The organism is Bartonella sp. Raccoon60 (assembly GCF_002022585.1).
Classification (GTDB): Bacteria; Pseudomonadota; Alphaproteobacteria; order Rhizobiales; family Rhizobiaceae; genus Bartonella; species Bartonella rochalimae.
The window spans coordinates 838,246-853,022 of record NZ_CP019786.1; the positions used below are offsets into that span (position 1 = coordinate 838,246).

A 14,777-nucleotide genomic window follows, 5' to 3' on the forward strand; every position below is an offset into this window, starting at 1 on the left:
GAAATAGATTATAAGCTATAAATGTACTCGTATAAAGCCCACTTATGTTGCACACAAGCAGAAGCTATCCCTAATGATCCATGCTAATCAAAAAGCTGTTTTGATTGCTCATATTCATTAAATTTATATAGAAAGAAAGCTTAAGTAAAAGAAGACAGACCGGAATTTGTGGGATAACAATTCTAACTTTCAACTGAGAAAAATTTCTCTAATTATCTATCCCTGCATATTAATTATTGCCCTTAGTTTCAAGACTAATTACAATATTTGATAAACGCAAACTCTTTCTCCTCAGTATAGCTTTTTCTTGATGTAATACTAATAGAGCATAATTTAGCCTTTTTGCATCATCACTAATAAAAATTAATATTATTTTCTTCCCACAACTATATTATCCACTTTAAAACTATCTTGGATTTACTCAGCTTTAATAGCTAAAAACCGATCTAGAAAAACTTTCTCGATATATATAAGTTACATCTCTTAGTCTATCATAGCATGTAACATCCCTATCCCAACAAACGTAGTAAGCGAAATCGGTACTACAATTAGCCTTGGTTACTTCAATTTATAAAAAAGAAAATTACAACTAATATATGACTCTTAACCTTCAACTGCTTCATTTACAAAATCTGCTATTTTACTTAAGAATCCTGATCTTTTTCTAGAGGGTCAACAATAAAAAACAAAAAGTATTTTATTGACTTCTTTAAAATTTTGAGTATATAAAGGTAAAATGATGGTACTAATATAAACATATAATATTAATACTACTATGAATTTTGAGTAAAATAGATATAACGAAAATATGTGCAATCAATGGTTTAGAAAAATGATTAAAATAATCAAAAGCGCCTACAACCCAACAGATATTAAAATACATTGATAAGCATGAAAATAGTTTTTCCTATATAAGCGAAAATAACGTTTATGCATTACCCCAGTAAAAAAATAATATCAATTTCCAAAGAGTAGTTAAAGCATTATATCTAAGAGTTTCTATTGTTACTCGTCTCAACACAGCAATCAAATCTTTATCAACTCGCTTAATTTTCTCAATCGATACATTATCTAAAATCATTAAAAATGTTTTCTTTTTTGCGATTCACTCATATCATGCCTTTATACGAGTAATTACCTTTTTGATTAGCGTAATTTAGCCTTAATAATAAGGAGGTCTTCATAAAAATGGACTATAAACAAAATTTAGCTGAAAATCATCAAAGGAAATTACAACGTGAATTAGACAATCGTCATGTACAACTCATTGCCATTGGTGGTGCTATTGGAACTGGTCTATTTATGGGATCTGGGAAGACAATTAGTATTGCTGGCCCTTCAATCATATTAGTTTATGCTATTATTGGTTGCATACTTTATTTTGTAATGCGTGCTATGGGAGAATTACTGCTTTCAAATACACAATATCGGTCTTTTATTGATTTTTCAGCTCATTTTTTGGGACCAAAGGTTGGATTTTTTATCGGCTGGACTTATTGGTTATGTTGGATAGTAACTGGAACAGCAGATATTATTGCGATAGCCAGTTATGCACAATTTTGGTGGTCTGAGCTCAATCCATGGATTCCTGTGCTCATCTGTATTGTTTTCTTTTTAATATTTAATCTTGTCGCAGTAAAATTATTTGGTGAACTTGAATTTTGGTTTGGCCTGATCAAAATTTTAGCAATTTTAGCATTAATTATTATTGGATTTTATATGATTTTTATTGGCTTTACCTCCCCACATGGTACTCTTTCTTCTCTCCGTAATGTATGGAATGATGGAGATATTTTTCCTCGAGGTCTTGGGGGATTCTTTGCTGGATTTCAAATTAGTATTTTTTCCTTCGTTGGCATTGAACTTGCTGGAACAATTGCAGCTGAAGTCAAAGAACCAGGAAAAATTTTACCAAAAGCGATCAATTCAATCCCTATTCGTATTGTACTCTTTTATATCTTCTCTCTCATTGTAATTATGTCCGTTACCCCTTGGAATCAAGTTGCTTCAGATAAAAGCCCATTTGTAGAAATGTTTTTGCTAGCTGGTATTCCAACTGCTGCTGGATTAGTTAATTTCATTGTTCTCATGTCAGCAGCATCTTCAGCAAATAGCGGCATTTTTTCTACAAGCAGGATGATATATGGTCTTGCGACTAAACGAGGAGCACCTAGTTTTTTAGGAAAACTTTCTAAAAATTATGTTCCGGCCAATGCATTATTCTTCTCTTGTTTATGTGTTTTGTTAAGCTATATACTTTTGTCATTATCTCCAACGACTATAAGTGCTTTTACAATTATTACTACCATTGTAGCTATTTTATTTATATTTGTATGGTCTATAATTTTAATCAGCTATATTATTTATCGTCGTGATTATCCTATGCAACACATTACTTCTACGTATAAAATGCCAGGAGGGACTTTAATGTGTTGGTTTGTCTTAGCTTTTTTTATATTTATTCTTTTTTTACTAACATTAGAATCTGATACTTTAATAGCTCTAAAGTACACTCCACTGTGGTTTATTTTCTTAGAAAGCATGTATTTTATTTTCAGAAAAAATAAAGAATAAATTTTCATATAAAAATATATCAAAGATTACTCTTTTAGAGATAGTTCGTCAGTTTTTATTAGTTCAATATAAAATTTAGTTGCACTCTTTAATCGACGGTATCATAGCACGAATTTTTTTACCAACTTCCTCAATAGGATGGATATCATTTAAACGCCGCATACTTTTAAAACGTGCAGAACCCGCTTTACATTCTTGTATCCAATCTGATGCAAATTTACCTGTCTGAATATCTTTCAAAATACGTTTCATTTCAGCCTTAGTTTCATTAGTAATTAAACGGGGACCAGATACATACTCGCCCCACTCAGCTGTACTAGAAATTGAACGATTCATGTTTGCGATACCACCTTCATAAAGAAGATCCACAATTAATTTAACTTCATGTAAACACTCAAAATAGGCTATTTCTGGCGCATAACCTGCTTCTGTAAGTGTTTCAAAGCCTGCACGAATAAGCTCGACAAGCCCACCACAAAGCACGACTTGTTCTCCGAATAAGTCTGCTTCACATTCTTCTCTAAATGTTGTTTCAATCACACCAGCACGTCCACCACCAATATTACAAGCATAAGATAATGCTATATCATGCGCATGCCCTGAATTATCCTGTTCAACTGCGATTAAACAAGGCACACCACCACAACGTTGATATGCACTACGTACTTTGTATCCTGGCCCTTTGGGTGCAATCATCACGACATCAACTGTTTTTTTGACCTCAATTAAACCAAAATGAATACTCAAACCATGAGCAAAAGCAATTACTGCTCCATCACGCAAATAATCACGAATAAAATCTTTATAAAGATCGGCTTGTAATTCATCAGGCACTGCCATCATAATGAAGTCTGCCCATTTTGTTGCATCAACAACATTCACAACCTCAAAACCATCTGTTTCAGCTTTTTTGACTGTTGCTGACTCTAATCGCAAAGCAATTTTTATATCTTTAACACCAGAATCTTTAAGATTTAATGCATGCGCACGTCCTTGAGAACCGTAACCAATAATAGCCACTTTCTTTTCTTTAATTAAATTAACGTCTGCATCACTATCGTAATAAACATGCATAATAATACTTTCCCATAGACATATTTAAATTAAACTTCAAAACTTTGATGAACAACAAGCAACACGCATTGAGCACTTTATATCTCACAGATAATCATACTATCACTTATGATAAAATGGCAGCTGAATAAATTTAAATTTTCCTATTGCAAATAACAAGACCTTAAAGTTATAAAAAAAGCATATTTTGATCTAGAAATAAACTTCAAAGATTATTTTATAGCAAATAATAATATTCCTAAAAGATACTAATAGCTATTTAGTATAAATTTCTATTCTAATAACAATAAAAATTTGGTTCTTTATTTAAACAGCTTATTTAAAATAAATAATGTTTATTTATAAACATAAAATATAGAAAATTTTTTTAATGAAAATAAAGTGTACAATTCTTGTACAAAATACTTGAAAAAAACAATTAACCTTTTTTATATTCAAATTTTAAACTACCTTATTTGAACAATTCTTTATCTTCACTAATCTTCCATAAGACCTTCTGCTTTTATAACAAAATTCTTACCTGAAAACGATAATAAAGTAGCTCTCTCTAAACATTTTAATGGCTTAACCAGGATCTAACCAAATACTTGAAAAATACATTCCCTTCAGAAAAACTATTACATCTCTGAGACAGTATTTTTCACCGTTGAGGGATCATCACAGTAAAAATAAAGCCATATTTTAGCATTCCAAAATTCCTTCTTTCACAAAACGTTTATAAAGTACAAAACGAAGTGCATTAGTCACCTTAGATGTAGAAGTAATATTGGATACATAAACAGCTAAAGTAAATGAAAAATTCTTACTATCAAATGCTGTAAAACTTACCTGTGGTGCAGGATTTTTTAAAATTCCTTCTATTGTTGAAGCAACCTCTAATAACATTTCAACAACACGTTCTGGATCAACGTTAATCGCAACAGTGAGAGGTATATCAATCCTCCCCATTTTACTAGGACGGGTCCAATTACTCACATTATTATTAATAAGGCTTGAATTGGGAACAATAATTGTTTGTCGCTGAAATGTTTCAAGTTCTGTCGCGCGTACACTAATACGTTTTACAATACCATGTACTGATCCAACTTCTATATAGTCCCCCAATTTAAATGGCCGCCCAATTAAAATAATAAGACCAGACACAAAATTCTGGACAATGTTCTGCAAACCAAAACCAATACCAAGTGAAAGCCCACCAGCAATAAGCGCAAAATTTCTAACATTTAATCCTGCAATTGATAATCCTACTAAGGCTGATAAAGCAATACCAACATAATTTATGACCGTTTTGATAGAATTACGTACACCAGAATCGAACTCTCCACGCACCATTATTGTACTATCTAACCAACTAATAAATAAGCGGCTAACAAACAAACAAACAAAAAAGAAAATTATTCCTATGATAATAGAAATCAAAGAAATAGATATATTCCCAATTTGAATATTAGTCATTAATTGCCACAATATTGTTTTTATATCGGAATACGAAAAACCAAACTGCATAAAAATTGGCATTGCACAAAATACAATAACAACCAAATTGAAAAAAATACTGCTAACAATCCCCAATCGATTCATTGTTTTTTCTTCTAAATGAAACCTTTTCATCAAAGCACGACCAACATTCGTTCTGATAAGCTCTCCTTCGTTTCCCATGGCATAAGCGCTTCGCATCCCCAAATACATCAACACTAAAAATGTACTACAGATCACAATCTGTTGCATAATAAAACGAGCAAAACCAATATAACCTAAGAAATTCATTACAATTAACAATAATCCAAGTGTCATGGGTAGAATACGTATACACAACAGCCAAGATGGAGTTTCCTCTCTTATACTTTGGCGTCTAAATTGCAAAGGTATAAACGAGATAATGAACAACAAGACTCCTATAAGGAAAACAGCAATAAAACTTTTCGCAATAATCAAAGAAAAAGATGCTGATATCATTCGATAGATACTATCCAGAACTGTATCTAATGCAAACACCACACCTAAAAGAGTTATACAAACTATCAATTGATATGCTGCCAATGGTGTAACATTTAAAAGACGTATATGCGGTCTATACGGTGATAAAAGGGTAACTGCTACACGATTCAACAAAAAGACCAATATAATTTGATGCCCAATCGTATGAAATACGTCTGTAAATGTCCCTAAATTTAAACCAAAACTGCGAAATAAAAATAATGTCAGATAAACATAAATAGCACATACAAAAGAAGGCAGTAAAATTGAAATCAAAACAACCAATAAACGTTGTAGATAAGGTACCTCATCATTTTCTTTGAAAACATCATACTTTACATACCCAATAAATTTACTAGAAAAATATGAAAGACCTAAGGTAACAATAAATGGAATAAAAAAAGCACAAAATAATTGTAGAGGTTTAAAATAAAATGCAAATTTCCACCAAGAATCAAAAAATAAAGTAACGTTTGAAAAGGCCTCTTTTGTTTTTTCAACAACCTCTTGAACCATTGACGTTGAAAATTTAACTTGTTTAAACATATATCCAAAAAGCTCTCGAGACTGAGAAATTGTAACTTTTACTATCTCATTTGCAGCTAAAAATATTGCCTCCAATTTATGAAGTGCATTATTAATTCTATTTTTTTGTTGTAGGATATCTGAGTATTTTTTTCTTTCGCTTCCGAAATTTTTTCGATTATCATCTAGTGCGTTCAACTGGTTCATAATCTCATTAATTTCATTAAGAGAAGTCCGCAAAACAAACGCTCCTGCCAAAGCTCGTTTACTGATATCTCGTGCTTGTAATCTCCATTTTGTCAAAAAATGTTCATTTTCTGGTTTGCTTTCTAAATTTGTTTGTAAAATTTTAATATCCTGTACAAGAGTATCAATAACCGTTTCTTGTTGTTGAATAATTCTATCCACTGATTGTAACTCTATTGACTGTACAACCATCGCAGTTGGCGATGTTAAAGCTCCCCATGCACAAAAACTAGAGAAAACATTGGTCAGAAAAATTAAGAAAAAAAGGAAGGTTCCATTTAAAAATGAATACATATTCATCCTCAGAATAAGCATTTATTAAGTACTCCCTTAAAATTATGATATTCAACAAACACTTCAGTTTTTTATCAAACAAGCTTATAAAACCTTTTCTCATCCAATAATACTGATAAAAAAGTAGATAAATTAAGTTAAAATCAACAATAGAAAAAAAACACTTAACTGTGTTTTTTTTGCATTCATATTGCAAAAAAGAAATTCTTTTCCTTTATAATTTGTTTTTTTTATCCAATTCTAGCATTTTGAATAACGTTTAGTTCAAAAACCTATCTCTATCTAAACAACATACTGATTATAAAATTTTAAATAGTGCTCTTTTCTCAAAGAAACAGATATAATTAATTCCATTACAAAAGTCGTAAATAAAAAATTGTAATACCCTATAGATACCATAACTTAACAGCTGTACTTTTTTGAAGATATTAGTATTGAATGTGTTTTCAATTCCTGCCATAATTTTCCTATACAATTTTAAAACCTTCAAACACAAAATTTTAAATCAACATGCACCTTTCTCTCCTTGATCTATAAAAATAATTCTATTGTATTCTTCTTATCTCATTTTTTATCTCATTTTAATTATTTTAACGTATCTACTAATTGGAATATATCATGCGTACACCTGCCTGGCTGGCTGCTCTTTATTGTTTTATTCTTTTAAGCAGCATCTACGTTGCCTTGCCTAACTTATTTTCGCAAGAACAAATCAAAAATTCAAAATTCCTACCGAATACCCATGTAACACTTGGACTTGACCTTCAGGGAGGATCTTCCCTCTTACTCGAAGTAGATACCAAAACATTAAAACGCGATCAGTTACACACAGTTTTAAGTAATGTACGTAAAAAACTGCGTGAAGCAAAAATTCAAACATCGAGTGTCCGTATCATTGAAGATAATATTGTCGTTGTTCTTTCTGATACCACGCAAAATAAAAAAGCCATTACTACCTTAGAAACATTAATTATGCCTATACACAATAGCTTTGGTACCACAGCTAGTGATATTGCAATCAACAATCAAAATGAAACTATTCGTGTGACATTAACTGAATCTGGCATAAATGATCGTGTTAGCAAAGCTATCGAGCAAAGTTTAGAAATTATTCGCCGCCGTATTGACCAAGTAGGTGTTACTGAACCTGCCATCCAAAAGGTAGGAACCAATCGTATTATGGTACAATTGCCTGGCCTACAAGATCCAAAACAATTACGTGATCTTCTAGGAACTACTGCTAAAATGACTTTTCATCTTGTACCTTCTAATATTGATATCAATAACCCACCTGTAGGTGTTTCAATTCTTTCTGGTTATACAGATATAAATCAAAAATATGCAATTTATGACCAAATTGCTTTGGATGGAAATGTTCTTAAAGATGCGCGAGCAGGATTTGATCCGCAAATACCAGGACGCTCTATCATCTCATTTACTATGAATTCTACCGGTTCAAAAATATTTGCAGACATAACACGCCAACATATTAACCGTCCTTTTGCAATTGTTCTGGATAATAAAGTCTTAACTGCTCCCGTCATTAATAGTGTCATTCCTAATGGACAAGGACAAATTACAGGAAATTTTGATTCTAAAGAAGCCTCAACTCTTGCTGCGCTACTACGAGCTGGTGCTTTGCCCGCGCCATTAACCGTTATTGAAGAAAGAACGGTAGGTCCAAATCTTGGTGCTGATTCTATTAAAATGGGCCTGTATACAGGCATCATAGGTTTTATTCTCGTTACAGTCTTTATTTTTCTTTTATACGGCATCTGGGGTATTATTGCTGATATAGCGATAGCACTGCATACTATTTTGATATTTTCAGCTCTAAGCCTCCTTGGTGCAACACTAACCTTACCTGGCATTGCTGGTATTATTTTAGGTATTGGTATTGCCGTTGATGCCAATATTTTAATTAATGAACGTATTCGCGAAGAAAGTCAAAAAGGTATAAGTGCCTTTGCTGCTTTAGATCGTGGTTTTAAACAAGCTTTTGCAACTATCCTTGATGCCAATGTGACAGCTGTTATTGCAACTGTTTTACTATTTTGGTTTGGTACCGGCCCAGTTCGTGGTTTTGCTGTAACAATGTTGCTTGGCATCATTATATCGATGTTTACTGAAATCACCATAGTAAGAATTATGATGATTTGGGTAGTAAATAAATGGAAAATAAAAAAACTGCAGTTTCAATCTGTTTTCAATTTTATCCCTAAAAACACTACTTTTCGTTTCATGAACGCTCGTTTCATTGGTATTGGTATTTCAATTATTTTATCTCTATCTTCAATTTTTTTGTTTTTTAAACCTGGTTTAAACTTTGGAATTGATTTTGTTGGTGGCAGTCAAATGACCATTACAACAAAAACACCCGCAAATTTAGCAATTTTGCGTTCAAATCTTTCTGCTCTTAATATTGGTGAAGTTACACTACAAAATATTGATAACGAAAATACGATACTGATTCGTATACAGCAACAAAGTGGTGGAGAAATTCAACACACTATCGCTATTGATAAAGTCAAAAAAACTGTGCAAAGTATTTACCCAGATACAACATTCGATCAAACGGAAGTTGTTGGTCCTAAAATTTCAGGAGAGCTTGCTACAGCTGGTATTATTGCTGTTATTCTAGCAGCAGTCGCTATGTCTCTCTATATCTGGTGGCGCTTTGAATGGTTTTTTGCTATCGGAGCAATAGTTACGCTTATCCTTGATATTACAAAAATGGTTGGTTTTTTTGTTTTATTTCAATTTGATTTCAATTTAACAGCCATTGCTGCTCTTTTAACAATTGTTGGTTATTCAATTAATGATAAAGTCGTTGTATATGACCGAATGCGTGAAAATATGCGCCTTTATAAACAAACACCACTGCGTGAAATAATTGATCTTTCAATTAATCAGGTTTTTGTACGCTGTATTTTTACATCAACCACTACGATATTAGCTATGTTACCTATGGCTCTATGGGGAGGAAATACTGTTAATAATTTTGCATGGCCTATAGTCTTTGGCATTATTATTGCAACATCTTCTTCTATTTTTATTGCAGCTCCCATTTTATTATTATTAAATAATTGGTACTATAAGAAGAATAAAAAAACAACTCAAATTATATAACTACCAATTAAAATAGCGCGTTAATTTATATAATATGTTACTCTATTTCTTTTTTTAATTATAATCATTGTGACAACTATTTCTAAAGAAAGTACTACACTACAGTTATGCCTCACGATACGCCATTAATTACAACTATTGTTGCAGGTCTATGTTTAGCATTTATTTTCGGAATGATTGCTAATCGTTTGCGTATCTCTCCATTAGTAGGGTATCTATTAGCTGGTGTCATTGTGGGACCTAATATAGGTAGTTTTAAAGTAGATTCTGTTTTGATCAACCAACTTGCTGAAATCGGTGTTATTTTGCTAATGTTTGGTGTTGGCCTGCATTTTTCATTAAAAGATCTTTTATCTGTTAAAGCCATAGCTATTCCTGCAGCCATTACACAAATGGTATTTGCTACTTTTCTTGGTTTATGCCTCGGTTGGATTATGGGATGGCGATTTAGTGATGGTTTAGTATTTGGTTTAGCATTATCAACAGCAAGTACTGTGATCTTGCTGCGTGCTCTGCAAGAACGATGCCTAATTGAAACAGAAAAAGGACGTATTGCCGTTGGTTGGTTAATCATTGAAGATTTAGCTATGGTTCTAATACTAGTTCTTATACCTGCACTAGCAAACATCCTCGGTAGTACAAAAAAAGAACCAATCGGCCCTCTTGTTCAATGGTTCAACTTAAATGTCTGGGGCATTGTTGGTCTAACGATTTTAAAAGTCATCGTATTTGTTGCTCTAATGTTCATTATTGGAAGGCGTTTTATACCGTGGTTACTAAAAGTGAGTGCACAATCTGGCTCGCGTGAATTATTTCGTCTTAGTGTTTTTGCTATTGCATTAGGAGTAGCTTTTGGAGCCGCTCATTTATTTGGTGTTTCACTTTCTCTTGGTGCTTTTTTTGCAGGTATGATGATGAGTGAATCAGAATTAAGTCATCGTGCTGCAGAAGAATCTTTACCACTGCGCGATGCATTCTCAGTTCTTTTTTTGTTTCTGTAGGGATGTTATTCGACCCTATGAAAATTCTAACCAACTTTTTTTCTTTTCTCGCAACCTTATCGATTATCATCATAGGAAAATCGGCTATTGCTTTTTTTATTGTTAAAGCTTTCCGCTATTCTAATGGAACAGCTTTAACTATTTCAGCTAGCCTAGCACAAATCGGAGAATTTTCTTTTATCCTTGCAGGACTAGGTTCAAACCTTGGACTTTTAAATAACAACGCTCGCGATTTAATTCTTGGAGGTGCAATCCTTTCTATCCTCCTCAATCCCCTTGTTTTTGTTGCTGTTGATAAAATTAAAAAATATCTAGAAAATTCTTCTGCTAACGCGCAAGATAAACAAACAATTATTAATATCGATCCTGAAGATTCCGACGAAGAAGCACTACCAATTACTTCAAAAACTGATCATATTGTGATTATTGGTTATAGCTGTGTTGGAAAATACATAACACTATCTTTAATGGAAAGAGGTCAGCCGATTATAGTAGTTGAAGAATCAAAGCGTCTTGCTGATAAAGCAATAGCAAACGGAATCGAAACAATTTGTGGCAATATCATTAAAAAAGAAATTATTAATGCAGCCAATATTAGAGGTGCACGCAAGGTCGTTATTACAATGCGAAGCACTATTGAAGCAGGACAATGTATAGCAAACATACGCGATCTGAACAAAAACCTTCAAATAATTGCTCATGCACTATCTGAAACAGAAACATCTTATTTAATGGATTTAGGAGCGGATATTGTAGTGACGAATGACAAAGAAATCGCTAATAGTTTTATTGGATATATAATTGGACAACAATCTGTAATGAATACGTCTAATAATGAATTAACTTTACAAAAAATGTAAATAAAAACAAAAACGGATAAAGAAGTGTGAAACTACAGAAATTTATATGGCCATTGATTGGCATCTTAGCAATGTTGATATCGATTCGCATTCTTTATATAAAATTATCTACTATTTCGCTTAGTGCTGTATTAGAACGTCTTTCTAATTTAAGCACGCATCATTGGCTTTTAGCATGTCTTTGCTCATTCGTCGCTTATACAGCTCTCGCTGGTTATGATCGAATTGCCTTGCAACATCTTGGTCGTAAAATTTCTTGGATATTTATAGCTATATGTTCATTCACTACTTATGCACTTTCACATAATATCGGTGCATCAGTTTTTTCTGGTGCTGTTATACGTTATCGCGCTTATACAATAAAAGGACTCAGTGGAACAGAAATTGCTATATTAGTGGGTTTTTGTTCATTCACTTTTGTAATTGGTACAATCTTACTTTCTGGCATTGTTTTAATTTTACAACCAGAAATTATTACCCTCATTCACAATGATCTTCCTCAATGGTTAGGGAAGGTAATTGGTGTGATTTTACTTTCCTGTATAGCTCTTTATATTTTCGGTAGTTGGCTGCAATTAAAACCTTTACGTATAAGCAAAAAAATTTATCTTTTTTATCCACGTCTTCAAATTGTTATTCGACAACTTATTATTAGCCCATTAGAGATTTTAGGAGCAGCAGGAATTATATATGCTGTACTACCACATAATGCTGATATTAATTTTATCTCTGTACTTGGTGTATTCCTTGCATCTTTCTCTATAACTCTTCTTTCCAATGCTCCTGCAGGAGGTATGGGAGTACTTGAAGCTTTATTTATAACAGGCATGCCTAATACAGACCCAACCGATGTTATCGCAGCACTTATAGTATTTAGAATGCTCTATTTGATCATACCATTTATCATTTCACTATTCTTTATAGCAATCTTTGAAACTAAACAATATTTAAAACGAATACAACAAACCCCGCCTGAATAAAAAATAATTTCTTCTTTTTTATACTATATTGATACAAGCTAATAGCTAAACTTAACTAATAAGATACCCACAGGAAAACTCGTTTAAAACTTAATCTGTTCCATATAATTAGTAATCTGCGATTATGATAATGATTATATAATCGATGCAAATGATTTTTCTATTATATTGCAATATCGATTATAACTAAATTTGCTTCTCCATTGATTTCATTACCATGATAATTAGTCCTTCTCATGCACAACAATGGGAGAAATAAGAACTTTAGCGATATTCCGGCGATCCATTTCAATGACTTTAAAACATAAACCTTCTGCTTCAAAACTTTCCCCTTCATTTGGTAAATGCCCCAAACGCCAGAGCATAAACCCTGCAAGCGTAGTATAACGATCTGCTTCATCAACAAGATTACACTCAAGGTAACCGCTTAAACGACGAATATCAGCATATCCCTCAATAAGTAAGCTTCCGTCTTCGAGCTTTTCTGCCACAACAGATTCCTCATCATCAGGAAAATCACCTGCAATCGCCTCAAAAATATCTGTTGGTGTCGCAATACCTTTCAAAGATCCATGCTCATCAACAATAATCGCAATTTGAATTGGAGAATGGCGTAATTTCTCCATTAATCGTAAAACACCTGTATTCTCATGAACAACAAGTGGCTCACGCATAGCTTTTTGCCAATTAATCTTTTTACCTTCAGCTAGATTTAAAAGAAGGTCTTTCGTTAAAGCAACACCAACAAATTCATCTATTTTTTCACGTGCAAGAACTAAGCGACTATGCTTAACGCGTTGCAACTCTTCACGCATTTCATTTTCATTACCATTTAAATCTAACCATTCAATCTCATTACGTGGAGACATAATAGAACGCACAGGACGATCTGCTAAATCAAGGACACCACGAATCATTTCTTTTTCTTCTGGCCGAAAAATTTCTGAAGTAGCAGCTTGTTCAACAATGACGTCTACAGTTTCACTAAGATTTCCACCTTTTTTCCCACCTCCTAAAAGCCTCAAGACAGCATCAGCCGTCCGTTCACGTAGATCATTTGTTGTAATCATCTTTTCACGATTACGACGTCCAATTTGATTAAAAACTTCAATAACAACTGAAAAACCAATAGCAGCATACAAATAACCCTTGGGAATATGAAAACCAAAGCCCTCAACAATGAGAGTAAAACCAATCATCATCAAGAAACCAAGACACAAAATCACAATAGTGGGATGACGATTAATAAAACGCATAAGAGTTCCTGATCCCCACATCATCACCCCCATAGCGATAATAACCGCTATATACATAACCATTGTTTGGTCTTTAGCAATCATACCTGTTGCAGTGATAATACTATCAAGAGAAAACACTGCATCAAGCACAACAATTTGAATAATTACTTGCCAAAAAACAGCATAAATAACTCCTTTTTTTTGTGTATGCATCGTACCTTCTAGTCTTTCGTGTAATTCTAGTGTTCCTTTTGCTAATAAAAAAGCTCCACCACTAATCAAGATTAGGTTATGCCAACTAAATACAAAGGACGAAATAGAAAAAATTACCTTATCAAAACTCATTACCCAACCAATAACCGTGAGAAGACAAAGTCGCATCAATAATGCTAAAGTTAGACCTATAAAACACGCACGATCACGTAAATGTAACGGTAATTTTTCTGCTAAAATCGCAATAAAAATAAGATTATCTATGCCTAATACAATTTCGAGAAAAATTAATGTGGCCAAGCCAAACCACGCATGGGGATCAGTGATCCATTCCATCATAACTCACCATTTAAAAAGATCTTGAAAATTAAAAAGCTTAAATACATGTTGCTGATGAAAAAAATCATAAATTTTCATCCGCATAAGTCATCAATAATGTTGAATACAAATAAACTACATGGGAAAGTAAGTAGCTAAGTATATTCAAAGCAGTGCTTAAACTCTTATGATCGTTGAGAAAATATAACAATAACCCATACCACTTGTTACTACAAGAAGGCTCTCCTGAATCTTGCCCGGGCATTACGCTCGACAACCCTCCAATTATCGTTCTATATTGAGTAGAACATCTATTTATAGAATACCTTAATTAATAGGTTTATTTTT

General features: G+C 32.8%; 6 protein-coding genes and 1 pseudogene. 4 read left to right on the forward strand and 3 right to left on the reverse strand.

The window, feature by feature from the left end:
• The first annotated feature begins 1,188 nt into the window (after nt 1–1,188).
• Nucleotides 1,189–2,574, forward strand: a complete 1,386-nt coding sequence (locus tag Bra60_RS03720; protein WP_078688651.1) for an amino acid permease — start codon at nt 1,189–1,191, stop codon at nt 2,572–2,574.
• Nucleotides 2,575–2,649: 75 nt separating this feature from the next.
• Here the strand turns inward: Bra60_RS03720 and ilvC are convergent, their stop codons facing one another.
• The gene (gene ilvC / locus Bra60_RS03725) at nt 2,650–3,648 is read right to left on the reverse strand and encodes a ketol-acid reductoisomerase (RefSeq protein ID WP_078688652.1); all 999 of its coding nucleotides are present in this window, start codon (nt 3,646–3,648) and stop codon (nt 2,650–2,652) included.
• 681 nt (nt 3,649–4,329) lie between these two features.
• A complete protein-coding gene (locus Bra60_RS03730; RefSeq protein WP_078688653.1) occupies nt 4,330–6,690 on the reverse strand; it encodes a mechanosensitive ion channel family protein in 2,361 nt (786 codons plus the stop codon).
• A 618-nt stretch (nt 6,691–7,308) separates the two neighbouring features.
• Here Bra60_RS03730 and secD point away from each other — a divergent pair.
• From secD to Bra60_RS03745, 3 genes and pseudogenes are all read left to right on the forward strand, one after another.
• Complete coding sequence (secD, locus tag Bra60_RS03735; RefSeq protein WP_078688654.1) at nt 7,309–9,819, forward strand: protein translocase subunit SecD; 2,511 nt, start codon at nt 7,309–7,311, stop codon at nt 9,817–9,819.
• Between the two features lie 107 nt (nt 9,820–9,926).
• Nucleotides 9,927–11,680: pseudogene (gene ybaL, locus Bra60_RS03740) on the forward strand (YbaL family putative K(+) efflux transporter).
• Between the two features lie 26 nt (nt 11,681–11,706).
• Nucleotides 11,707–12,660: a lysylphosphatidylglycerol synthase transmembrane domain-containing protein gene (locus Bra60_RS03745; RefSeq protein WP_078688656.1), complete on the forward strand. Its 954-nt coding sequence runs from the start codon at nt 11,707–11,709 to the stop codon at nt 12,658–12,660.
• A 224-nt stretch (nt 12,661–12,884) separates the two neighbouring features.
• On the opposite strand, the gene Bra60_RS03750 is transcribed toward Bra60_RS03745, so the two are convergent.
• Nucleotides 12,885–14,450 carry a TerC family protein gene (locus tag Bra60_RS03750; protein WP_078673822.1) on the reverse strand — a complete coding sequence of 522 codons (1,566 nt, stop codon included), beginning with the start codon at nt 14,448–14,450 and terminating at the stop codon, nt 12,885–12,887.
• Between the last annotated feature and the right edge of the window lie 327 nt (nt 14,451–14,777).

Coding starts and splice junctions, on each gene's coding strand:
- Bra60_RS03750 (WP_078673822.1), bottom strand. CDS start 14,450: ATGATGGAATGGATCACTGATCCCCATGCGTGGTTTGGCTTGGCCACA.
- Bra60_RS03720 (WP_078688651.1), top strand. CDS start 1,189: ATGGACTATAAACAAAATTTAGCTGAAAATCATCAAAGGAAATTACAA.
- secD (WP_078688654.1), top strand. CDS start 7,309: ATGCGTACACCTGCCTGGCTGGCTGCTCTTTATTGTTTTATTCTTTTA.
- ilvC (WP_078688652.1), bottom strand. CDS start 3,648: ATGCATGTTTATTACGATAGTGATGCAGACGTTAATTTAATTAAAGAA.
- Bra60_RS03730 (WP_078688653.1), bottom strand. CDS start 6,690: ATGTATTCATTTTTAAATGGAACCTTCCTTTTTTTCTTAATTTTTCTG.